The following is a 23,869-nucleotide window of genomic DNA, read 5'->3' as shown; positions in this document are numbered from 1 at the left end:
CGTAAATTGAAAATATTGAGAAGGAAGAGGAGTGTCTATGTCTGTGCCTAAGGAAGGGTGGCCTATATTCAGTAGCAGATACCCTATCGTAGTCGAAGCAATCGGTGGTCAGGAGTTTCTGTCGGAATTGTCAAATTTGGTCACCAATTTAGTGGGCTTTGAAAGCTTGATAGTGATGGGGTTTGAATTTGGTAAACCGCCAGTTATCTTGTACAACGATACCACTTATTTTGAAGATCAAACTTGCGATAAGGAGTTTTTGAATGCTCTCGTATTGGACCCGTTTTATCAGCTGATTAGGAAGGGTATAAAGCAGGGAGTCTATCAACTTGAAGACATTGCTCCCGATGAGTTCTATTCAAGTCAGTACTATCAAAAGGTTTATATCCAAACTGGTTTGAAGAAAGAAATAGGAATTCTTGTGCCTTGCACGGACGACTTTTGTATTGTCCTTTCTTTGGGGTTACGTAGTGAACAGGAAAGTAACAGCGATCAAATTACTGGCCTAAAGAACTATGCGGAATTAATTGAAGCTGCGGTGAAAAGTCACTTTAAATTAGCGGACACCAGAGACAGAACGATAGGCCATCAGTTAAATGATATCTTTAGTAACTTTGGAAAAGACTTTTTAAGTGAACGAGAGTGCCAAGTGACGCAGTTAGTTTTGCAAGGGTACTCAACAAAATCCATAGCACCTTTGTTAGATGTGAGTACAGAGACCGTTAAGGTCTATAGAAAACGTATTCATAACAAGTTAAATATTTCGTCTCAGTCAGAATTGTTTTCTCTTTTTCTAGAGGCAGCCTCAACGGTACCCGCTGACTCTGATATTGACCCACTTACCGCATACTTCGGCGGTAACAAAGTGCATTGATGTGTTAACAAGACGTAATGTCCCCTGATAGGGTTATAGCCTTAGTGTTAGAAATATTTAACACTAAGGGTGTTCAAAGCAGCAGTCGATAGTCTCCTTATCTGCTACTGAAGTGACACATCTCCTTATCTGAGCACACGCAAATGAGCCTGCGTGATTTCTTCAGTTTAACCCAATCTCTTGGTAGTCAGAGATTGGGTTTTTTTTGTTTATTCTCGTAATTAGTCGCGAACGGGTAACCGAATAAGCCGATAATTCCTTGATAGTTGATATGCCTTTCTAAATGACATTCTGTGTGATGATTAACTGCGATAAAAACGGGGTATATTTACGTGACCTTACTCACATTTGTATTTTTTTACCTATTGTGATGTTCTGTTTTGTTGATGTTTTGAAAGTAAAAAGTTAAACAATCTCGCATTAATATGGTCATTCATGCTATTAAGTATAATTAAATTGGAATATTCAATAGAATAAACTGTAACTGAATTTATCTAATAGTTCCTGACACTGTAAATTTATCATTTTGTGGTGTTTTTATCTAAAAATGATGGCTGGCAGGCGAATTGTGCCATTTTGGCTACATTTTTATGGCAAATTACTTCAATGATTGATACTGTTGGGCGCAATCTTTGTAAGGTTTTAGTGTTTCGTGCTTAATATTTGAGCTAAAGAGATCTAAATCGCTACCCGTTCTAGTACTTTACAAAGAAGTCATGGATGCAAATTAAAAAACTTGGAGTTAAATGCATGTATAAAAATAAAATTACGCAAGCCCTTCTTCTAGGTGCTGGTATGGCAGTGGCTGCCACCTCGTTCTCGACACTTGCTGCTGACGTTCCTGCTGGAACGCAACTAGCTGAAAAACAAGAGCTTGTGCGCGGTAACGGTACTGAAGTGGCGTCAATTGACCCTCATAAAACTGAAGGTGTTCCAGAGTCTCACGTAATCCGTGACCTTCTAGAAGGCCTTGTTAACCAAGATGCTGATGGCAACACAACTCCAGGTGTCGCTGAGTCTTGGGAAACAACAGACAACACCAAATTTACTTTCCATCTTCGTAAAGATGCAAAATGGTCAAACGGCGATCCTGTAACAGCGGAAGATTTTGTTTACAGCTTTAAGCGTGCGGTTGATCCTAACACTGCTTCTCCATACTCGTGGTACCTAGAAATGACGACGATGGAAAATGCAGCAGACATCATTGCTGGTAAAAAAGACAAAGAAACTCTGGGCGTTAAAGCTCTAGATGCACACACTCTAGTAATTCAACTAGAGCAAGCGGTTCCTTATTTCGTGAAAATGATGGGCCATACTACAGTTAAGCCTGTTCACAAAGGCACAGTAGACAAGTTTGGTGATCAGTGGACAAAACCAGAAAACTTCGTTGGTAACGGTGCATTTGTATTGAACAAATGGGTTGTGAATGAGCGTATTGAACTAACACGTAGCGAAACATACTGGGACAATGGCAAAACTGTCCTAGATAAAGTTACCTTCTTGCCGATTGAAAACCAAGTTGCGGAAATGAACCGCTTCCTATCTGGTGAAATTCAAATCACTAACGAGCTGCCAATTGAGCACTTCAAGCGTTTGAAGAAAGAGCACCCAGAATCTGTAGATGTTAAGGGTAACCTATGTTCATACTACTACGGCTTTAACAACAATAAAGCACCGTTTGATGATGTACGCGTTCGTAAAGCTCTTTCTTACACGATCGACCGTAATATCGTTGCAAATGCGATTCTTGGCCAAGGTCAAAAACCAGCATACTTCCTAACTCCAGAGATCACGGCTGGCTTCAACCCAACACTTCCTGCTTATGGTGAGCTTTCTCAGAAAGAGCGTATCGCAGAAGCGAAGAAACTACTGGCAGACGCTGGCTTTGATAAGAGCAACCCTCTAGAGTTTACCTTGCTATACAACACGTCTGAAAACCACAAGAAGATTGCGACTGCAATTCAATCTATGTGGAAGAAAGATCTTGGCGTAAAAGTAACTCTTGAAAACCAAGAGTGGAAAACGTACCTAGATACACGTCGTCAAGGTGACTTTGACGTGACTCGTGCGGGTTGGTGTGGCGACTACAATGAAGCATCAAGCTTCCTATCGCTAATGCAATCTAACAACAGCTCAAACGATCCTAAGTACAACAGCAAAGAGTACGACGCTGTAATGGCAGAAGCGATGGCAGCAACGAGTGATGCTGAACGTGAAGCGCTTTACATCAAAGCAGAAAAACTCCTAGCGGCAGATATGCCAATTGCACCAATCTATCAGTATGTAACATCTCGTTTGGTTTCTCCAAAAGTAGGTGGTTACGCAGGCAACAACGCTGAAGATAAACTGTTCTCTAAAGATATGTACATCGTCGAGTAATTCCTACTCAAATAAAATTATAACTAATACAGGCACTGCATGTGGTAACACATGCAGCGTCTATTCTATTTTAAATTGTCACAGACTGGATGGATGAGTTTATGTTTAAATTCATTATGAAACGGATATTTGAAGCAATACCAACTCTATTGGTATTGATTACTGTATCTTTCTTCCTGATGCGTTTCGCACCGGGTAACCCATTTTCAAGCGAGCGTCCACTTCCTCCGGAAGTGATGGCGAACATTAATGCTAAATATGGCTTGGACAAGCCTGTTTTTGAGCAGTACACCACCTACCTAACTAATATTTTGCAGGGTGATTTTGGCCCTTCGTTTAAATACAAAGACTTTACGGTAAACGAGCTGGTTTCTAACGCCTTACCAGTGTCGGCGAAGGTAGGCTTTTTGGCCTTCATTTTCACCGTCATCATGGGGGTGACAGTCGGAACCATTGCCGCGCTGCGGCAAAACAGTTGGCTCGACTATGGAATAATGGCGACCGCCATGCTCGGGGTTGTAATGCCCTCATTCGTATTAGCGCCTGTGCTTATTTATATCTTCTCTATTAACCTAGGTTGGTTACCAGCTGGTGGTTGGAATGACGGGTCTTTCCAATACATGGCGCTACCAATCATTGGTATGTCTTTACTTTACGTCGCGACATTTGCGCGTATTACCCGTGGTTCGATGATCGAAACATTGAACAGTAACTTTATTCGTACTGCACGAGCTAAAGGTCTGAGCTATCGCTATATCATTATCAAGCACGCACTTAAGCCAGCATTGTTACCTGTAGTTTCTTATATGGGACCTGCGTTCGTCGGTATCATCACAGGTTCGGTTGTCATCGAGACCATTTTTGGCCTGCCTGGCATTGGTAAGCTCTTTGTGAATGCTGCGTTTAACCGTGATTATTCGTTAGTAATGGGGATCACCATTCTTATTGGTTTCCTATTTATTCTGTTCAACGCCGTCGTGGATATTTTGCTTGCGATGATCGACCCGAAAATTCGTTACTAAGGGAGAGTAATGATGCTAACGAAAAAAGAGAACTTAGAAGCAATAGAAAAGTTTTCCGAGAACTTAGACATTGAAGGTCGAAGCTTGTGGCAAGATGCGCGCATTCGTTTTATGCGTAATAAAGCTGCGATGGTGAGCCTATTTATTTTGACTTTGATGACACTGGCGGTAATTTTTCTGCCAATGATGACGTCCTTTGCTTATGACGATACCGACTGGTATGCAATGCATGCAGCGCCAAGCGCAGAGCACTGGTTTGGTACAGATGCCCTAGGTCGTGACCTGTATGTTCGTACCCTCGTGGGTGGCCGAATTTCTCTGATGGTTGGAGTATTAGGTGCATTAGTTGCGGTACTTATTGGTACGCTTTATGGCGCGACGTCTGGTTTCATTGGTGGCAGAACTGACCGCATTATGATGCGTATTTTGGAAATTTTATACGCCGTACCATTTATGTTCCTAGTGATCGTACTGGTGACTTTCTTTGGTCGAAATATTGTCCTTATCTTTGTGGCTATCGGTGCTATCGCATGGCTAGATATGGCACGAATAGTTCGAGGCCAAACATTGAGTTTGCGAAGTAAAGAGTTTATCGAAGCGGCGTATGTATCTGGTGTGAGTAATTGGAAAATCATTACTCGTCACATCGTGCCGAATGTACTGGGCATTGTAGCCGTATATTCAACACTACTTATCCCAAGCATGATCCTGACGGAATCATTCTTGTCTTTCCTTGGTTTAGGGGTTCAAGAACCTATGACAAGTTGGGGCGCACTTCTACAAGAAGGTGCCAATACGATGGAAGTAGCAGTATGGCAGCTCCTGTTCCCAGCAGCGTTTATGGTTATTACTCTTTTCTGCTTTAACTACGTGGGTGACGGTCTTCGTGACGCGTTGGATCCAAAAGACAGATAATAAAGACGAAGGAAGTATTATGAGCTTATTAGATGTAAAAGATCTGCGTGTCGAATTTACCACGCAGGATGGTATTGTTACCGCAGTTAACGACCTGAACTTCAACCTTAAGCAAGGTGAAACATTAGGTATTGTGGGTGAATCAGGTTCAGGTAAATCTCAAACTGTTTTTGCCATCATGGGACTATTAGCTAAAAACGGGATTATTTCCGGTAGCGCAAAGTTCGAAGGTAAAGAGATCTTAAACCTGCCAGAAAAGGAACTTAACAAAGTCCGTGCTGAGCAGATTGCGATGATTTTCCAAGATCCAATGACGTCACTTAACCCGTATATGAAGGTGAGTGACCAATTGATGGAAGTACTTATGCTGCACAAAGGCATGGGTAAAGCTGAAGCATTTGAAGAATCTGTTCGTATGCTTGAAGCGGTTAAAATTCCAGAAGCTCGCAAGCGTATCACTATGTACCCCCACGAATTCTCTGGCGGCATGCGTCAACGTGTGATGATTGCTATGGCGCTTTTATGTCGCCCTAAATTATTGATTGCCGATGAGCCAACCACTGCTCTTGACGTAACGGTACAAGCACAGATTATGGATTTGCTTAACGAGCTTAAAGATGAGTTCAATACGGCAATTATCATGATTACCCATGATTTGGGTGTTGTGGCTGGTTCGTGCGATAAGGTATTGGTCATGTACGCTGGTCGTACTATGGAATACGGTTCGGTTGATGATATTTTTTACAATCCTAGCCATCCATACGCAGAAGGGTTGTTAAAAGCGATTCCTCGTCTCGATACGGAAGGTGAGATTCTACCAACAATACCAGGTAATCCACCAAACCTATTGCGTTTGCCACCAGGTTGTCCATATCAAGAGCGTTGTCATCGAGCTACTCCTCAATGCAGCGTAGAAGCACCAAAGCTACTGAACTTTGGTCAAGATCGCCAACGTGCGTGTTTTTCTGATTGGGAGGCTTGGGCCAAATGAACGCAATGACAGACAATAAATCATTACTACTAGACGTAAAGTCTCTAAAAGTACATTTTAGTATTGCTTCAAAGTCGGCTTGGCCTTGGGCTAAGCCTTCACAACTGAAAGCGGTTGATGGCGTTAACGTTCGTCTCTATGAAGGCGAAACTCTTGGTGTCGTGGGTGAATCAGGTTGTGGTAAATCAACGTTTGCGCGTGCCATTATTGGTCTTGTTGAAGCAACAGAGGGTGAAGTCGTCTGGATGGGACAGGACTTGTGTAAAATGCAAGCTGTTGAACGTCGTCAAACGCGCAAAGAGATCCAGATGATTTTCCAAGATCCTCTGGCATCTTTGAACCCACGTATGACCGTTGGTGATATTATCGCCGAGCCTTTAGAGACGTTTTATCCTGAGCTGTCTAAGCAGGAAATCAAAGATCGCGTAAAAGAGATGATGACTAAAGTTGGCTTATTACCAAACGTTATTAACCGCTATCCTCATGAATTCTCTGGCGGTCAGTGTCAGCGTATTGGTATCGCTCGTGCTTTGATTCTTCGTCCTAAAATGATCATCTGTGACGAACCCGTCTCTGCACTTGATGTGTCAATTCAGGCGCAGGTTGTTAACCTACTAAAAGAACTGCAAAAAGAGCTAGGTCTTAGCTTAGTTTTCATCGCTCACGATCTGTCGGTAGTTAAACACATCTCAGATCGCGTATTGGTGATGTACCTTGGTAACGCGGTAGAACTAGGCGAGGCGAAAGCACTATTTGCTAACCCAACGCACCCTTACACCAAGGCGTTAATGTCTGCAGTGCCAATCCCAGATCCAAAGATTGAACGCACGAAGAAAATTCAGATGTTAGAAGGGGATCTACCTTCACCGATCACTCCGCCATCAGGTTGTGTTTTTCGCACTCGTTGCCCTCAGGCAACGGAGCAATGTTCGAAAACAAAACCAACAATACAGGGAACGGATGTACACGCAGTGTCATGCCTTAACGTTACCGTGTAAGGTTATCCCTATTAAATAACAGCAAGGAAATACTCTCAGTCTTAGGGGCTGGGAGTAGCTAGTTTCAGCCTGTGACGGGCCTAAGCGCGACAGCATTTTTTTGTCGCGCTTTTTTTGGACTCAGATTTTGGCTTATTCAAGTTATTCGAACAACTTCTTTTAAACTTTCCTCTCAATTTCCCAGTGTTTGCCCCCTATAATCAATGTACTTAGAAATACGGAAGGATCAAAACTATGGGAAAGTTAGTCGATGGCGTTTGGCACGACGTATGGTATGACACCAAATCTTCTGGTGGGAAATTTGTTCGTGAAGACGCGGGTTTTCGCAGCTGGATAAAAAACAGCGATGATGCCAAGTTTCAACCGGAGTCTGGTCGTTATCATCTTTACGTATCGCTCGCTTGTCCTTGGGCTCATCGAACACTGATTTTCCGAACGTTAAAGGGGCTTGAGTCGCACATCGATGTCACTGTCGTTTGCCCAGACATGTTATCTGAGGGCTGGTCCTTTGGTTTACCCGAACCTCTTTTTGGCTTCAAAAAACTTCATCAGGTCTACACTCAAGCCAAACCAGACTATACTGGTCGCGTTACGGTACCGGTACTTTGGGATAAGAAGACAAACACCATCGTGAGCAACGAATCGTCTGAGATAATTCGCATGTTCAACTCAGAGTTCAATGAGCTTACAGGAAACAGCGATGACTTTTACCCAGAACACTTGACAGTTGCCATCGAAGATTGGAATGAATTCGTCTATCCGAATATTAATAACGGGGTGTACCGTTGCGGGTTTGCAACGACTCAAGATGCGTACGAGGAAGCTTATAAGAACTTGTTTTCGGCGCTAGACAAAGTGGAACAGCATTTGGAGACACATCGTTATTTAACAGGTGACCAGATCACCGAAGCCGATTGGCGCTTGTTTACCACACTTGTTCGATTTGATGCGGTTTATGTCGGACACTTTAAATGCAACAAAAAGCCAATAGCTGATTACCCTGCCATTCAAGGGTATCTAAAAGAGCTCTACCAAATTGAAGGCATCAAGGAAACTACGGACTTTTACCATATTAAAAGACATTACTACTTCAGTCATACTGGTATTAACCCGACGCAAATTGTTCCCGTTGGCCCTGAGCTGGATCTAGATTCACCCCACGAAAGAAGCACATAGCAGTTACTCTACTGCATTGAATTGTTCGGTAATGATGCCTGCTTCAATGATATTTGTGAAAAAACAAATACACTATTTATAGAGGCAGCTATTGAGGACAAAAGATGGACATCAATGCGTTAGTCAATGGCGACAACTTGTTTTGGAATCTGTTTATTGCCTTAGTATTAGGCGCTATCGTCGGCACACAACGTGGCTGGGTCATGAGAAACAGTGTAGAGGGAAGTCGTGTCGCGGGTATACGAACGTTCTCGTTGGTGAGTTTGTTTGGTGGGTTGATTGCGCTTCTTGCCAAGATTTATTCTCCTCTTCTTCTAGGGTTCGCGCTCCTCGCGTTGGTTATATTGGCATGTATTGCGTTTGTCATTCAGCAGAGAAAAAGCAAAGATATTAGCATTACAGGCGTGGTTAGCCTGCTCATCACATTCGTATTGGGCAGCCTAGCCGTCTCTGGTTACACGGTACTCGCAGCGTCCGCTGCTGTGATCACAGCGGTTGTGCTTGATAACAAAAGCGAGCTTCACCAAGCGCTTCAGAAACTGCAAGAATATGAACTTGATGCAGCGCTGCGTTTGCTAATGATCTCCATCGTATTACTGCCACTGTTACCGAATAAAACATACGGCCCTTGGAATGCGGTAAATCCATATGAAATCTGGTGGATGGTAGTCTTAATCGCGAGCATTTCGTTTGTTGGCTACTTTGCGATAAAAATTGGAGGAGCCAAGCGTGGGATCCTCTTTACGTCATTGTTTGCCGGGTTGAGCTCTTCCACCGCTTTGACTTTACAGTTTTCTCATCTATCTCGAAAGCAAAGCTCGCTTAGCCCATTGTTAGCCAGTGGTATTTTACTAAGCTGTGGAACCATGTTCCCACGATTGTTGATCGTTTTATTTATTATCAACCCCTTCCTAATAGCTTATCTTTGGCCTGCTTTAATAACGATGACCGCCGCGATTTACTTTCCTGTATGGTGGATATGGCGCAGGGCCGATGTCAATTACGTTGAGCCTAATAAAACAACCGCTAACCCTTTAGCCCTTCGTTCTGCGCTGTTTTTTGGGGTGGTCCTGATCGCGATTATGTTGCTGTCTAAAGCGCTTTCGGAATGGCTAGGAAGTACTGGTACCTTGTTGCTAGCAGCATTGTCGGGCATAACTGACGTTGACGCGATTTCCTTAGCTTTAGCAAGGCAAAGCCAAGATAGTTTAACTTTGGACATTGCGGCACTTGGCATAGTGATCGCTGCTGCAATGAATACGCTGGTGAAAATGATGATGGTGGTTACGATTGGCGATAGGCAGCTGGGAAAGCTCGTCGTAATACCAATGCTGACAGCCGTTATCGTTGGCCTAGTGACTTTCTGGCTATAAAAAAAGCCCCAGTAGGGGCTTTTAAATAGAATGTCTGAACAGTTATTCTTGCTCTTGAGCTGATTGAATCGCAGTCAGTGCGACTGTGTATACGATGTCGTCTACAAGTGCGCCACGGGAAAGATCGTTAACAGGCTTACGCATGCCTTGCAACATTGGACCGATAGAGACTAAGTCTGCCGAGCGTTGAACCGCTTTGTAAGTTGTGTTGCCCGTGTTGAGGTCTGGGAATACGAAGACGGTTGCTTTACCTGCGACTGGAGAGTTAGGTGCTTTAGAAGCCGCTACGTTCTCCATAATGGCTGCATCGTACTGTAATGGACCATCAATGATAAGATCTGGACGTTTAGCCTGAGCCAGTTTCGTTGCTTCACGAACTTTATCTACATCTGCACCTTTACCAGACTCACCTGTCGAGTAAGAGATCATTGCAACGCGTGGATCAATACCAAACGCTTGTGCAGAATCAGCAGATTGGATTGCAATTTCAGCAAGCTGTTCCGCTGTTGGATCTGGGTTGATTGCACAGTCACCGTATACCAATACTTGATCAGGCAGAAGCATGAAGAAGATTGAAGATACGATAGAAGTGCCCGGAGCCGTTTTGATAATTTGGAACGGGGGAACGATTGTGTTTGCGGTTGTATGAACTGCACCTGATACAAGGCCGTCAACTTCATTCGCTTCAAGCATCATCGTACCTAGGTATACTGAGTCCTGGAGCTTCTCACGAGCAACAACTTCCGTCATACCTTTAGCGCCACGAAGCTCAACTAAGCGAGCGACATATTGCTCACGGACAGCATCCGTATCGATGATTTGAACGCCAGTGCCTAGCTCAACACCTTGCTGCGCTGCAACGCGCTTGATCTCTTCAGGGTTACCTAGAAGTATACACTCGGCAATACCACGCTCAGCACAGATAGCGGCTGCTTTGACAGTACGTGGCTCGTCGCCTTCAGGAAGGACGATACGTTTGCCAGCACGACGAGCGAGTTCAGTTAGCTGATAACGGAACGCAGGTGGGCTGAGTTTACGAGTACCAATGGTACCTTCCAGTAGAGAGTCGATCCAAGGGCCGTCGATATGACCAGCAACGTGTTCGTTTACGAACTCGATACGTTCTTTATCGTCTGCAGGGACTTCTAGGCTGAAGCTTTGTAGGTTAAGAGACGTCTGCCAAGTGTTCCCTTGTGCTTTGAATATCGGAAGACCTGTATCTAGTGCAGGTTTAATGAGATCTGCGATCTCAACCGGAACATCATAGCCACCTGTTAGTAGAATTGCACCGATTTCCACTCCGTTCATGGCCGCTAGAGCTGCGGCTACGATAACGTCAGGGCGATCTGCAGAAGTGACTAGCAGTGAGCCTGGTTTGAAGTGCTCGATCATGTTAGGCAGTGAACGTGCGCAGAATGTGATGCTCTTAATACGACGAGAAGCGATGTCACCTTCGTTGATGATTTCAGAGTTCAGGTGTTTAGCCATGTCAATAGCACGAGTCGCGATCAAGTCTATCTTCCAAGGTACACAGCCCAGAACACGGATTGGACTCGTGTTGAAGATCTGCATAACTTTAAGGTTAGCTTGCTGCGCAGTATCAGCGTCATCAAAAATCTCTGACAAATCTGGGCGCGTGCGACCCGCTTCATCAACAGGAGCGTTCAGCTTGTTGATGATAACACCAGAAATGTTCTTGTTCTTCGTACCCCCGTAGTTAGTACAAGCGACTTCAATACGCTCTTTTAGCTGACTTGGGTTATCAGTACCTGGAGTTGCGACAAAGACAATTTCTGCACCAAGCGTTTTCGCGATTTCTACGTTAACAGCGTTAGCGAACGGATGCTTACGAGTCGGTACAAGACCTTCGATAAGCGTTACTTCAGCATTCTTGTTAACTTGGTTGTAACGCTCGACAATAGTCTCAAGCAGAACGTCAACCTTTTCGCTACCGTAAAGGTTCTCTGCTTCTGACATTGGTAGAGGTTGACCGACGAGCATATCGCTACTGTTGCCGATGATAGTAGAAGTGAGATCTGGCTGGTCGCCACCATGGCGAGGTTGAGCGATAGGCTTGTAGAACGATACGTTCACGCCTTTACGCTCCATAGCACGCAGTACACCCATGCTAACACTGGTAAGACCGACGCCAGCGCTAGTTGGTACAAGCATAATAGTACGGGACATTCTTTAAGTACCTCAAACTATATCTAGGGAGGAAGCTCAGTAGAACTTGTGTCCTTTTGGAGAAAGGAGACTTCGGCTGAGCCCAATAAGAAAACTGGCTAACCAAAGTTAGCCAGTTTGAACATTAAAGACCTGCTAGGCGCGCAGTGTCTTCAGCGATAACTAGCTCTTCGTTAGTAGAGATAACCATTGCTGGGATGCGGCTGTCGGCAGATGTGATAGTGCCTTCGCCGCCGAAACGCGCTTTAAGGTTTGCTTCACCGTCTACTTCGATACCGAATACGCCAAGGCGGTTTAGAACCATCTCACGAATTGGTGCAGAGTTTTCACCGATACCACCAGTGAACACGATAGCATCTAGACGACCGTCAAGAGATGCCGTGTAACCTGCTACGTATTTAGCTAGGCGGTGGCAGAAGACGTCCATTGCACGCGTTGCTTCTTCTTTCTCACCGTAGTTGTCTTCAACGAAACGACAGTCAGACGTCACTTCAGTTAGACCTAGAAGGCCAGACTCTTTAGTTAGCATGTTGTTGATTTGCTCTACAGAGTAACCTAGTGCGTCGTGTAGGTGGAAGATGATCGCAGGATCGATGTCACCACAACGAGTACCCATTACGAGGCCTTCAAGTGGAGTTAGACCCATTGAAGTATCTACAGACTCACCGTTTTTGATAGCACAAACAGAAGCACCGTTACCTAGGTGGCAGTTGATGATGTTGAGTTCGTTAGCGGGTTTACCAAGTAGCTCAGCTGCTTCACGTGCGATGAATAGGTGAGAAGTACCGTGCATGCCGTAGCGACGGATGCCGTGCTCTTTGTACAGGTTGTATGGTAGTGCGTATAGGTAAGACTCTTGAGGCATCGTTTGGTGGAACGCAGTGTCAAATACTGCTACGTTCTTCAGCTCAGGGAAGTTGTGCTTCGCTGCTTCGATACCGATGATGTGAGCAGGGTTGTGAAGAGGTGCAAATGTTGCAGAATCTTCGATACCTTTAAGTACTTCGTCTGTGATAAGTGCAGAAGATGTGAATTGCTCGCCACCGTGAACGATACGGTGACCGATAGCACCAAGGTTAGCTTTTAGCTCAGGTTTAGAAGCAAGGATAGTTTCTACCATGAACGCCAATGCTTCTTCGTGTGCAGCACCGTTACCGAGTTGTGCCTCGTGCTTACCGTCAAGCTTCCATTTGATACGCGCTTCAGGCAAGTGAAGGCATTCAGCAAGACCTGTTAGGTGCTCATTACCATTTTCTGCATCAACGATGGCGAATTTAAGAGAAGAACTACCACAGTTTAAAACTAAAACCAGCTTAGACATTAGAGGTTACCTGTATATTGTCTGATCCAAGATCGGGGGTATAAACGTTTCCCAAAGTTAAGGCGTAACAAAATATCACCAATTAACTTTGGTCAAAAATACATCAATTACCGTATAATGATATGCGATTTTCTTAAGAAAACCACATTTGCTATCCTTGCAGAAGCCAACTCTAGTTGCCTTAATTGAAATTTACGGCAACAATGAGAATGAGGGTTCTGATAAGAATAACGATAATGGCGAAATATAACAAAATAATTTGAAAGAATCTTAACTTTCGTCAATGTTTTGTATCATTTTTTGAATGGTTCAACTTTTTTTTAGTGAGGTTGTAAGATGAGTGATAGGGCTGGTTTAACTCAAAGTTTAAAAAATGGCCAGCGTTACATGGAAACGTGGCCAATGAGAAAAGAGCTTACTCCGCTGTTTCCAGAGCAACGCATCATAAAAGCCACAAGATTTGGCATCAAAGTGATGCCTGCTGTCGCAGCGATTAGTATTTTGACTCAGATGACATTTAGTAATGCTCAAGCAATGCCACAAGCTATTGTGGTTGCTCTGTTTGCAATTAGCTTGCCTTTGCAAGGTATGTGGTGGTTGGGCAATCGTGCGAATACTCAGCTACCGCCTTCTCTAGCTGCTTGGTATCGAGAGCTTCATCAGAAAATAACAGAGACTGGCTTCGCGCTCGAACCTGTCAACGCAAACCCAAGATACAGAGAGCTCGCCGTTATTTTGAACAGAGCATTTAGGCAACTCGACAAAAACGCGCTTGAACGTTGGTTCTAAATAAAAAGAACGAATAGAAAAGGCCCTAAACACTTCTAACAAGAAAGAGTTTAGGGCCTTATTGTATGCTAGCGACTTTATTTCCGCGACACCATATAGACAGCGCCACTGTCAGCGATAAACCAAATATTGCCTTTGTCATCTGAGGTAATGTCCCTGATGCGTTCATTGAGTTCAGAGTAGTAGCGCCTTTCCTCTATTACCTGTGCGTGATTATTAACGTCCAGGATATTAATATGAGTGAGCTTAAGCGCGCCTATAAGCAGCTTTCCTTGCAGGCGAGGGAAATAGTCATTGGTATAAATATAAAGTGAACCGGGTGCTATTGAAGGGACATACACTTTTTTAGGAGACTCTATCCCCTCTTTTTCTTGTGCTTCACCCACATTAATAGGGCCCCAGTATTCTTGGCCGTGTGATGTTATCGGCCACCCATAGTTCTTTCCGGCTTCGATTTTGTTTAGTTCGTCACCACCACGTGGGCCATGCTCGATCGCCCAAAGGACGTTATTGTGCGGGTCAAACGCGATACCTTGTGGATTCCTGTGCCCAAAACTATAAATCTCTGGTAGCACATTACTGCTATTTACATATGGATTATCATTAGGGATCTCACCGCTTTTTCCAAGACGGACGATAGTGCCAGCATGGGTGGTAGTGTCCTGCCCATTGTCACGATCGCCCCCGTCACCAATTGTCATATATAAGAAACCTTTTTGGTCAAAGGTAACTCGACTGCCAAAATGGCGCCCACTGGTCACTGTGAAATTGCTCGTAAACAAGTCTTGCCAAACCGATATTCGGTCATTATTGATCACGACTTTGGCAACGGTTGGAGCCCCGCCGTTACCGATGGGCTTTGCATATGTCACATAGAATGTATTGTCCTCGGAGGGGGCTTGCTTGATGTCCATCAGACCACCTTGCCCTTTGACATATATGTCTGGTAGGCCAGGTACCTCTTTAATACTTCCTAGATGGCTATCGAGAACTAAGAGCTTGCCACTGCGTAAGGAAATGAGAAACCGGTTGTTGGCAAAATTCTCGATGGCCCAAGGCACAGAGTTGAGTGTGGCAACTTTGGTGAGTTGACTGCTTTCCAATTCAATAGCATGGCAGATACCTGTATTGAATAGTAGGCAGTAGATAAAGACAAGGAACCTATGATGTGACGTTAACATTGAAACCCCTTTTACTTATCTAGATTAACGGATGCACCACTTGCCTTTGATTCACGCAGTTTATGCATCATCAACAGATGTTTACTTTGTGGAAATGACAAAACACACCGTCTTGTATCGGAATTTATACGCTTTGATTCGTAAATATTTTACTAAATAGTATTGCATGCACACTTTGTGAGCTTGTTTGTTAATATTTCCTTTCAATCTAGTGAACTTGCTGGTAGTAATAGCATTACGCACAGAGATAAATGTGCATTGAATTTTGAGGTGTAACTTATTGTATACACTTCCATTAAGGCATGTTTCACCGCCTATCTAAAACATCACATGAGCAAACACAAAATTGCTGAATCAAGGAGTCAAGATGAAAGCAAGCAAGCTGATCACAGCAGCAATCTTAGCCGGAGCGGCACTACTATCCTCCACTAGTATTATGGCAAAAACAGCCAAAGTTGCTGTATCCCAAATTGTAGAACACCCAGCATTAGATGCTACTCGTCAAGGATTACTCGACGGCCTGAAAGAAAAAGGTTATGAGCAAGGCAAGAACCTAGAGTTTGATTTTAAAACAGCGCAAGGTAACCCAGCTATTGCGGTACAAATTGCGCGTCAATATGTCGGCGAGCGACCTGATGTTCTTGTTGGTATTGCAACCCCAACGGCTCAAGCTCTGGTTTCTGCAACGCGTGATATTCCAGTGGTATTCACCGCTGTTACTGATCCTGTGGGTGCTAAGTTGGTTAAGCAACTTGAGCAACCGGGCAAGAACGTAACGGGCTTATCTGATCTTTCACCAGTTGATCAGCATGTCGAACTCATAAAAGAAATTATGCCGTCTGTTAAAACGATTGGTGTGGTCTTTAACCCAGGTGAAGCTAATGCGGTTAGCTTGATGGCTCTGTTAAAAGACAGCACGAAAAAGCACGGTATAGAGTTAGTTGAAGCGACAGCACTTAAAAGTGCAGACGTGCAAACGGCGACTCAAGCTATCTCGGCAAAGTCTGACATCATTTATGCTCTGATTGATAATACGGTTGCTAGTGCTATCGAAGGCATGATCGTAGCGGCGAACCAAGCGAAAACGCCAGTATTTGGTGCAGCGACTTCGTACGTTGAGCGTGGTGCTGTAGCAAGTTTAGGTTTTGACTACTATCAGATTGGCGTTCAAACGGCTGATTACGTAGCTCAAATTCTTGAAGGTCAAGATCCAGGAAAAATTGATGTTCAGGTAGCTAAAGGTTCTGATCTTGTTATCAACGCATCGGCAGCTAAAAAGTTAGGTATTGTAATTCCTAAGTCTGTAATGGACCGCGCAACAAGCGTGAAGTAAATCTCGTCGTCGCCTAGGCATGCAGCCTAGGCGCATCAAAGCAGAAAAGGAGTTGTTATGTCTGCTTTCGCTTTTTTTGGCGCGCTTGAAATTGGCATGATTTATGGTCTTGTTGCGCTGGGCGTCTATCTTACCTTCAGGGTACTCGACTTTCCTGACCTCAGTGTTGATGGCAGCTTTCCTATGGGTGCGGCGGTAGCAGCAACTGCGATTGTTGCAGGTATCAATCCATGGGTGGCTACAGGTATGGCAATTGTTGCCGGAGCAGCGACGGGCTGGGTGACCGCATTTCTTGCCGTACGTTGTGGTATTTTGCATCTGCTCGCCTCAATTCTAACCATGATTGCCGCTTTCTCTATCAATATTCGTATCATGGGCCGCCCTAATATGGCCTTGCTTGGTGAAGAAACTATCTTAACCCCATTCGAGATGATGGGCGATTCAATGTACATTCGTCCAATCGTTGTCGGAATTCTGGTTTTAATATCGGCCTGGTTTGTCGTTCGTCTACTGAACAGTGATTTTGGCTTAGGGTTAAGAGCAACGGGAGTCAATGACAGAATGGTGCGCGCGCAAGGTGCAAGCACTTCGTTTTATACTTACTTTTGTCTCGCGCTTTCCAACGGCTTTGTCGGCTTCGCCGGAGCACTGTTTGCGCAAACGAACAGTTTTGCAGATGTGACATCTGGAGTGGGTACCATCGTAGTGGGTCTTGCTGCCGTTATTCTGGGGCAAACCTTGATACCGGGTCGCCGTATATGGATTGCTGTGATTGCTGTGATTGTCGGTTCTGTACTTTACCGATTAGCAGTGGCTTTTGCTCTGAGTTCTGGAATGTTCGGTTTGCAAGCGTCCGATCTGAACTTAGTAACGGCTGTGCTCGTTGCTATCGCGCTTATTGCGCCAAAGCTTAAAGGAAACCTCAAGGCAAAAAAGGGCGGTAAGCCTGCTGAGAATAAAGCGGTATCGAATTCAGGCGATCAAACGGGGAGAGCAGCATGATCCGTTTAGAAGATATTCAAGTGACCTTTAATCAGGGCACAATTTTAGAAAACAGAGCGCTACGTGGTGTCGATTTAGAAGTGCCAGAACATCAGTTCCTAACGGTGATTGGCTCGAATGGTGCAGGAAAATCAACGTTGCTTGGTGCTGTCACTGGAGAAACGCCGATGGTTGGCGGGCGTGTCCTTATTGACGATCTCGACGTGACTCGCAGAACCGTTGATCAACGTGCTAGTCAATGTGCAAGAGTATTTCAAGACCCTCTTGCTGGCACTTGTGGAGACTTAACCATCGAAGAAAACATGGCTTTGGCTTATATGCGTGGCAAAAAGCGTGGCTGGGGTTTATCACTATCGGCTAAACGTAGAAAGTTGTTTCAGGAGCGTATCAGTATTCTTGGCTTGGGTTTAGAAGATAGGTTAAGTGATAATATTGGTTTACTGTCTGGTGGTCAAAGACAGGCTGTAAGCCTTGTTATGGCGACGCTCTCAGACAGCAAGTTATTGCTGCTCGATGAGCATACAGCAGCTCTCGACCCTCGCATGGCAGCGTTTGTCATTGATTTAACCAAGAAAGTGGTTAAAGAGTTTAACCTTACTGTCATGATGGTGACCCATTCGATGAAGGATGCTTTGGCTTGTGGGGATCGCACAGTGATGTTACACCAAGGCGAAATCGTCTTGGATGTTGCTGGTGAGCAAAGAGCGGGGATGAGCGTTCCAGACTTACTTGAGATGTTCTCAAAAGTTCGCGGTGAAGAACTTGCCGATGACAGTTTGTTACTGAATTAGATATCAGCGAACTGGCTAACTCTTTACATCTCTCGTTCATAAAATCCCTCTTCATTCGAAGGGGGATTTTTTGATTCATACTGCGGTATATAACTCGTCGCGGTAGCGCTGGATGTGATCAACAATCGGGGCGGCTTTGTTGAAGGTGCGAATCTCCCTAAATAACCGATTGGCTTCAGGGTATTGCTGCTTTAAATATGAGAACCATTGCTTGACGCGGTTAGGATAATAGAGGCCTTTGTCGCCTTCAATCTCATAAGTTGAATATAGTAATAAGAGTTCAACCACTTCAGGCCAAGACATTGGTGAAGCATTGTGCTTCACCACGTTTCCTAGATTAGGAACGTTAAAAGCACCGCGGCAGACCATCAAGGAATTTACTTGTGTGGTTTCCATGCAGCGCTGTCCATCGGCATGATTCCAGATTTCGCCATTGGCGATAAGCGGCAACGTGGTCTTTTCGCGAATTTGGCGGATATAGTCCCATTTAATTTCACTTGCTTTGTATCCGGCAGATTTAGTGCGTGCATGGACTGTCAGCTCGTTCGCTCCTGCCTTTTCGACGGCGTCGACGATCTCGAAACAATCTTCAGGGTTATCCCAGCCCAAGCGAATTTTGGCTGTAACGGGAACTTTGTCATCGACCGCTTCGCGACACGCTTTAATCACCTGGTAGATGAGTTCTGGATGCTGTAGTAAGGCTGCGCCTCCTTTACTTTTATTCACCAAACGTGCAGGGCAACCAAAGTTAAGATCGATACCTTTAGCCCCTAAACCCTCGGCAATGACGGCGTTTTCCGCCATCCAACGTGGATCTTGCCCCAATAGCTGAATATGAATAGGCGTCTGCGAGCGGGTTTGAGAGCCCTGCAGTAGTTCCGGGCAGATCTTGTGAAACACGTGAGGAGGTAAAGCCTGATCAACAACCCTAACGAACTCGGTAACACAAAGATCGTAGTCGTTGATTTCTGTTAGGATCTCACGCATCAAATGATCCAACACGCCCTCCATCGGGCCCAAAACTAGTCGCATGATTCTTCTCGTATGTAAAGGAAGCGGCGATTCTAACCTCATTTTAAGTAATGATCGACCACCGCTGGTGGTTTTTGTAAAAAGCACAGCGATAGTACTCGTGAAGGTCGCTGAGCCACGTCATTGAGTATATACTTCGCCTATCTACCTATCATGGTGAAAAGTAATGACATTGATTGAATTACCTGCTGGATGGCAGGGCGAAAGTGCACTGTTTGTTGAAGGTGCAATATTGGCAGCTAATTTTGCGACAAAACCAACGGATCCCGAGCTATGGCTAGAGACATTACAAGGTCCTAACGCGGAACTTAAAGACGCAGTGACGGAGCGAATCCATAGTCAATACGCGTTATTAAAAGCCAACAGCTTTGATCTCAGTGAGATCGCGAGTAAGCGAGACAAATTAGCCGATTTTTCTGAAGGTTTTATGGTTGTTTGGCCTTTGATAGAAGAACAGTGGCAAGATAAACCAATGAGCGATGGAACATTGAGGATGCTTCAAGCACTCTTGACGACGTTCATGCTCGCTATAGATGAAGAGCAAACTCATGTGCAGATGAAAGAAGCAGGTTACGAATCACTGCCACGACTCAAGGACTTGTTACCACAATTAAATACTATGATTTCTGAAGTTGCGATGGCCGCCGATGAGCTTATGGTTGGTCATCAATCCCAATCGGTTAATCCTTACAAAGAGATAGGGCGCAATGATCCTTGTCCTTGCGGCAGTGGTAAAAAGTTTAAGCAGTGCTGTGCAAAATAGAAAAAAGATGGCTTAAGCCATCTTTTTTTGTAGAGGCAGTGACTAGTGTTTCGGCTTGGTAAATTGAGACAGGACGATGATAGCAAGTGCGAGTAAATTGCCTGCGAAAATAATAACCAGCCATTGTGGCATTGATAACGTCAAAAATTCCCATACCACTTTCGAGCAGTCACCGTAAGCTTCAAACATCCATGGTGCCCATTCATTGAGCGGAGCCCAGTCTGGGAACTTAACGAATAAGTCGCATGTTTTAAAAGGGGATGGGTTGAATTGATAATCAACATGTTCTAGAGCAAGTAACAACCCTTTGTAGGCCGATGCTCCCCATGCTCCGAGACCAAGCCAGCGAACAGCAGTATTGCCAGGGTTAACAAAGCCGATCATGGCGGCACCCACTATGCCTAGCATTGCAATTCTTTCATAAATGCACATGACGCATGGCCCTAGCATCATGACGTGTTGAAAGAACAAAGCACAAAGTTCAAATAAAATAGTAGCAGAAAAGAGTAATAGCCAAGATAGCCGCGTTTTTGAGAAAGTATGGATTTGAGATAGTAAAGTCACGTTTCATCCCTAAAAATATAAAAAAGCCCTGATTACTCAGAGCTTTTTAACGCGGATTAGCTTCACAATCAACTAAAAATATTAGTGACCGGAACTTACCGCACTATCTGCTGCTCCAGCAACATGGTGCGAAATCCAACCAGCATCGTAAAACCATGCTGTCATTGGCTCAACAAAGTAAATGATACCAACCAAGCCAACAATCGCCAGTACGATAGTGTACGGCAGTGCCATCCACACCATTCGACCGTAAGATAGTCGAACCAATGGTGCCAACGCTGACGTCAACAAGAATAGGAACGCAGCCTGACCGTTCGGAGTTGCAACTGATGGTAAGTTGGTACCGGTATTGATCGCCACAGCCAGGAGGTCGAACTGATCACGAGTGATAGTGCCTTCAAGTAGTGCCGCTTTAACTTCGTTGATATAAACCGTGCCGACAAATACGTTATCAGAGACCATAGACAGGACACCGTTAGCAACGTAAAACAGCGCCAACTGTGTGCCTTTGTCTTCGATAGCCAATACTGCATCGATAATAGGTTTGAACAGTTCTTGATCGATAATCACGGCGACAATTGAGAAGAAAACAGCAAGTAATGCGGTGAACGGCAATGCCTCTTCAAACGCTTTACCCATTGAGTGTTCTTCAATAACGCCCGTAAACGCAGTTGCCAGAATGATAACCGAGAGGCCAATAAGACCAACGGCTGCTAAGTGAAGAGCCAAACCGACGATTAGCCAAACCGCAATCAAACCTTGAATCACTAGCTTCGCGATATCTTGCTTAGTTCGCGTTTTACGCTCTTCGCGGTCAAAGTCGACTAGGATTTGTTTTACGTTTGCAGGTAACTGTGCGCCGTAACCAAAAACTTTGAATTTCTCTACCAAAGCACAAGTACAGAGTCCAAGTACAAATACAGGCGCTGTAACAGGTAACATGCGGACGATAAATTCACCAAAAAGCCACCCAGCCTGATCTGCGATAATCAAGTTTTGCGGTTCGCCTACCATGGTCATTACGCCACCAAGAGCCGTACCGACACCTGCGTGCATGAGTAACGAACGTAAAAACGCACGATAATTTTCTAAGTCATCACGGGTGAGTTCTGATAGGTGCTCATCTTGAGTATGGTCATGGGAAGAGCCAATGGCCTTGCCTGAAGCCACTTTATGATAAATCGAGTAGAAGCCAACTGCGACGCTAATGACAACAGCAATAACGGTAAGAGCGTCTAAGAACGCAGATAAGAACGCAGCGGTAAAACAAAAAGCTAAGGAAAGAACGACTTTAGAGCGTATCCCTAACAGGATTTTTGTGAACATAAATAGCAGCAGGTTCTTCATGAAGTAGATACCGGCTACCATGAAAATCAATAATAGAAGCACTTCAATATTATTGACTATCTCATGTTTCACCATCCCGGGAGATGTCATGCCAATGGCCACGGCTTGAATAGCGAGTAGACCACCAGGTTGTAGAGGATAGCACTTTAGTGCCATTGCTAAAGTAAAGATGAACTCAATCACTAATAACCAACCCGCCACAAACGGATTGACAAAGAAAAAGACAAGAGGGTTAATGATTAGAAAAGCTATTATGGCAACTTTATACCAATCAGGAGCTTTACCAAGGAAGTTCTTGATAAAAGCATTACCTAAAGACATCGGCATGTTAATACTCTTTTGTTGTAATGAATTGAAATTGCAGGGTGCGAGAGAGTATCTGGGAGAGAGTCCTAACAGAGCTTTAGCTACAAAAACTTAGAAAAACAACAAACGCATTTTCATGTTGTCTTGCCAAGTCCCTACAGGCCAATCAAGCACTCCTTGCTTCGCTCGCAACTCTACTCCTCGTTAAGATTTAGTCAACAAAAAAGAAGGGTTGTAACAGTTAAAACTCGACTTTTTACGAAAAACGCGATCTATGCAGATATCTCAAATTACTGGTCTTGCTCTAGCTGATTTAAAAACGTTGTCGATTGCAAAGCAGTTAGGTTCAGCGCACAAATAATAGAAACAATATGCGATTGAAAAAATTCAGTTATTCAGGAGATTTCGAATTGAATGTTCGGAAAAAGCGCAATAATTAAAAAGAGGTATATATGCGCTTGGAAGTATTTTTTTTGGCGAAATCCGATGACATTATGATGACATCGTACCAACACGATTTGTGTAATCTGCATAGAGAATGCATGGTGCCTAAAGGAACAATAGAGTTAACACTCTATTATAATTGTTACAGATATAAGTCGTGTATCTTGTCGATTTTCTTAAAGTAGTGGTATGATGAGTTCTAGTTACGAACAAAACACACTGATTGGACTTACCCCAAAATGGTTATAAAGGCGAAGAGCCCAGCAGGGTTTGCTGAAAAATATATTATCGAAAGTATTTGGAATGGACGATTTCCACCTGGCTCAATTCTGCCGGCAGAGCGAGAGCTTTCAGAACTCATAGGGGTGACGAGAACTACATTACGCGAAGTGCTTCAAAGACTAGCACGAGATGGTTGGCTGACGATTCAACATGGTAAACCAACCAAGGTTAATCAGTTTATGGAAACATCTGGTTTGCATATCCTGGATACTCTGATGACATTAGATGCCGATAATGCGACATCCATTGTAGAAGATTTGCTAGCGGCACGTACGAATATTAGCCCAATTTTTATGCGTTATGCATTTAAAGGGAATAAAGAAACGTCAGAAAAAACGATAGAGAATGTTATTTCATCATGTGAGACTTTGCTTCAGGCAGAATCTTGGGACCGCTTTGTAGAAACTTCGCCGTTTGGTGAAAAAATTAAGCAAAGCATAAAAGATGATAACGAGCGTGATGAATCAAAGCGACAAACTATCTTGGTTGCTAAGACATTCAATTTTTATGATTACATGCTATTTCAACATCTCGCGTTCCATTCAGGAAACCAGATTTACGGTTTAATATTCAATGGTTTGAAGAAGTTGTATGATCGTGTTGGAAGTTACTATTTTTCTAGCCCACAAGCACGCCAATTGGCTCTCAACTTCTACAAAGAGTTACTAGAGATTTGTCAGTCAGGCGATCGAGAGCAGCTTCCTATTGCTATTCGTAATTATGGTATTGCAAGTGGTCAGATTTGGAATCATATGAAGACGACCCTACCTTCGAACTTTACTGAAGACGACAGTTAAAA

20 protein-coding genes are annotated in these 23,869 nt (G+C 44.2%); 14 read left to right on the top strand and 6 right to left on the bottom strand.

Annotated elements, in window-relative coordinates; all coding sequences use genetic code 11:
* The first annotated feature begins 37 nt into the window (after positions 1 to 37).
* The 8 genes from LNL84_RS10660 (at position 38) to LNL84_RS10625 (ending at position 9,728) form a co-directional block, all read left to right on the top strand.
* Complete coding sequence (locus LNL84_RS10660) at positions 38 to 874, top strand: helix-turn-helix transcriptional regulator (protein WP_244357227.1); 837 nt, start codon at positions 38 to 40, stop codon at positions 872 to 874.
* A 750-nt stretch (positions 875 to 1,624) separates the two neighbouring features.
* On the top strand, positions 1,625 to 3,253 hold the full coding sequence (locus LNL84_RS10655; protein ID WP_244357226.1) for an ABC transporter substrate-binding protein: 1,629 nt from the start codon (positions 1,625 to 1,627) through the stop codon (positions 3,251 to 3,253).
* A 101-nt stretch (positions 3,254 to 3,354) separates the two neighbouring features.
* Positions 3,355 to 4,275, top strand: a complete 921-nt coding sequence (oppB, locus tag LNL84_RS10650) for an oligopeptide ABC transporter permease OppB (RefSeq protein ID WP_244357225.1) — start codon at positions 3,355 to 3,357, stop codon at positions 4,273 to 4,275.
* 12 nt (positions 4,276 to 4,287) lie between these two features.
* Positions 4,288 to 5,190, top strand: a complete 903-nt coding sequence (gene oppC / locus LNL84_RS10645) for an oligopeptide ABC transporter permease OppC (protein WP_244357339.1) — start codon at positions 4,288 to 4,290, stop codon at positions 5,188 to 5,190.
* Positions 5,191 to 5,209: 19 nt separating this feature from the next.
* On the top strand, positions 5,210 to 6,181 hold the full coding sequence (gene oppD, locus LNL84_RS10640) for an ABC transporter ATP-binding protein (protein WP_244357224.1): 972 nt from the start codon (positions 5,210 to 5,212) through the stop codon (positions 6,179 to 6,181).
* A 5-nt stretch (positions 6,182 to 6,186) separates the two neighbouring features.
* Positions 6,187 to 7,179: a murein tripeptide/oligopeptide ABC transporter ATP binding protein OppF gene (oppF, locus tag LNL84_RS10635; protein ID WP_279611007.1), complete on the top strand. Its 993-nt coding sequence runs from the start codon at positions 6,187 to 6,189 to the stop codon at positions 7,177 to 7,179.
* A 234-nt stretch (positions 7,180 to 7,413) separates the two neighbouring features.
* Complete coding sequence (locus LNL84_RS10630) at positions 7,414 to 8,355, top strand: glutathione S-transferase family protein (protein WP_244357222.1); 942 nt, start codon at positions 7,414 to 7,416, stop codon at positions 8,353 to 8,355.
* Positions 8,356 to 8,459: 104 nt separating this feature from the next.
* The gene (locus LNL84_RS10625; RefSeq protein ID WP_244357221.1) at positions 8,460 to 9,728 is read left to right on the top strand and encodes an MgtC/SapB family protein; all 1,269 of its coding nucleotides are present in this window, start codon (positions 8,460 to 8,462) and stop codon (positions 9,726 to 9,728) included.
* A 42-nt stretch (positions 9,729 to 9,770) separates the two neighbouring features.
* On the opposite strand, the gene pta is transcribed toward LNL84_RS10625, so the two are convergent.
* Together pta and LNL84_RS10615 are read right to left on the bottom strand one after the other, a co-directional pair.
* Positions 9,771 to 11,915: a phosphate acetyltransferase gene (pta, locus tag LNL84_RS10620; RefSeq protein WP_244357220.1), complete on the bottom strand. Its 2,145-nt coding sequence runs from the start codon at positions 11,913 to 11,915 to the stop codon at positions 9,771 to 9,773.
* 124 nt (positions 11,916 to 12,039) lie between these two features.
* Complete coding sequence (locus LNL84_RS10615; protein ID WP_244357219.1) at positions 12,040 to 13,236, bottom strand: acetate kinase; 1,197 nt, start codon at positions 13,234 to 13,236, stop codon at positions 12,040 to 12,042.
* Between the two features lie 336 nt (positions 13,237 to 13,572).
* Between LNL84_RS10615 and yfbV the strand changes: the two genes are divergently transcribed.
* Entirely contained in the window at positions 13,573 to 14,025 is a 453-nt protein-coding gene (gene yfbV, locus LNL84_RS10610; protein ID WP_244357218.1) for a terminus macrodomain insulation protein YfbV, read from the top strand.
* 77 nt (positions 14,026 to 14,102) lie between these two features.
* On the opposite strand, the gene LNL84_RS10605 is transcribed toward yfbV, so the two are convergent.
* The gene (locus tag LNL84_RS10605) at positions 14,103 to 15,206 is read right to left on the bottom strand and encodes a PQQ-dependent sugar dehydrogenase (RefSeq protein ID WP_244357217.1); all 1,104 of its coding nucleotides are present in this window, start codon (positions 15,204 to 15,206) and stop codon (positions 14,103 to 14,105) included.
* Positions 15,207 to 15,573: 367 nt separating this feature from the next.
* Here LNL84_RS10605 and LNL84_RS10600 point away from each other — a divergent pair, with 367 nt between their 5' ends.
* Genes LNL84_RS10600 through LNL84_RS10590 form a run of 3 tightly spaced genes read left to right on the top strand, consistent with a single transcriptional unit; the run spans position 15,574 to position 18,332 of the window.
* Positions 15,574 to 16,539, top strand: coding sequence for an ABC transporter substrate-binding protein (locus tag LNL84_RS10600; RefSeq protein WP_244357216.1), 966 nt, complete (start codon positions 15,574 to 15,576; stop codon positions 16,537 to 16,539).
* 57 nt (positions 16,540 to 16,596) lie between these two features.
* Positions 16,597 to 17,541, top strand: coding sequence for an ABC transporter permease (locus LNL84_RS10595; protein WP_244357215.1), 945 nt, complete (start codon positions 16,597 to 16,599; stop codon positions 17,539 to 17,541).
* A complete protein-coding gene (locus LNL84_RS10590) occupies positions 17,538 to 18,332 on the top strand; it encodes an ABC transporter ATP-binding protein (protein ID WP_244357214.1) in 795 nt (264 codons plus the stop codon). Before LNL84_RS10595 ends, LNL84_RS10590 begins: the two co-directional genes overlap by 4 nt.
* Before the next feature lie 75 nt (positions 18,333 to 18,407).
* On the opposite strand, the gene dusC is transcribed toward LNL84_RS10590, so the two are convergent.
* Positions 18,408 to 19,364, bottom strand: a complete 957-nt coding sequence (gene dusC / locus LNL84_RS10585; RefSeq protein WP_244357213.1) for a tRNA dihydrouridine(16) synthase DusC — start codon at positions 19,362 to 19,364, stop codon at positions 18,408 to 18,410.
* Positions 19,365 to 19,530: 166 nt separating this feature from the next.
* Here dusC and LNL84_RS10580 point away from each other — a divergent pair, with 166 nt between their 5' ends.
* On the top strand, positions 19,531 to 20,127 hold the full coding sequence (locus tag LNL84_RS10580) for a YecA/YgfB family protein (protein WP_244357212.1): 597 nt from the start codon (positions 19,531 to 19,533) through the stop codon (positions 20,125 to 20,127).
* Positions 20,128 to 20,169: 42 nt separating this feature from the next.
* Here the strand turns inward: LNL84_RS10580 and dsbB are convergent, their stop codons facing one another.
* Entirely contained in the window at positions 20,170 to 20,691 is a 522-nt protein-coding gene (gene dsbB / locus LNL84_RS10575; RefSeq protein ID WP_244357211.1) for a disulfide bond formation protein DsbB, read from the bottom strand.
* Positions 20,692 to 20,772: 81 nt separating this feature from the next.
* A complete protein-coding gene (gene nhaB, locus LNL84_RS10570) occupies positions 20,773 to 22,365 on the bottom strand; it encodes a Na(+)/H(+) antiporter NhaB (RefSeq protein WP_244357210.1) in 1,593 nt (530 codons plus the stop codon).
* Positions 22,366 to 23,027: 662 nt separating this feature from the next.
* On the opposite strand from nhaB, the gene fadR reads away from it, so the two are divergent.
* Positions 23,028 to 23,867 carry a fatty acid metabolism transcriptional regulator FadR gene (gene fadR / locus LNL84_RS10565; protein ID WP_244357209.1) on the top strand — a complete coding sequence of 280 codons (840 nt, stop codon included), beginning with the start codon at positions 23,028 to 23,030 and terminating at the stop codon, positions 23,865 to 23,867.
* Positions 23,868 to 23,869 lie beyond the last annotated feature (2 nt).

Source organism: Vibrio gelatinilyticus, assembly GCF_022836845.1.
GTDB lineage: Bacteria > Pseudomonadota > Gammaproteobacteria > Enterobacterales > Vibrionaceae > Vibrio > Vibrio gelatinilyticus.
The sequence above is the reverse complement of the archived record's forward strand: the minus strand, read 5'-3'. Positions and strand labels throughout refer to the sequence as shown.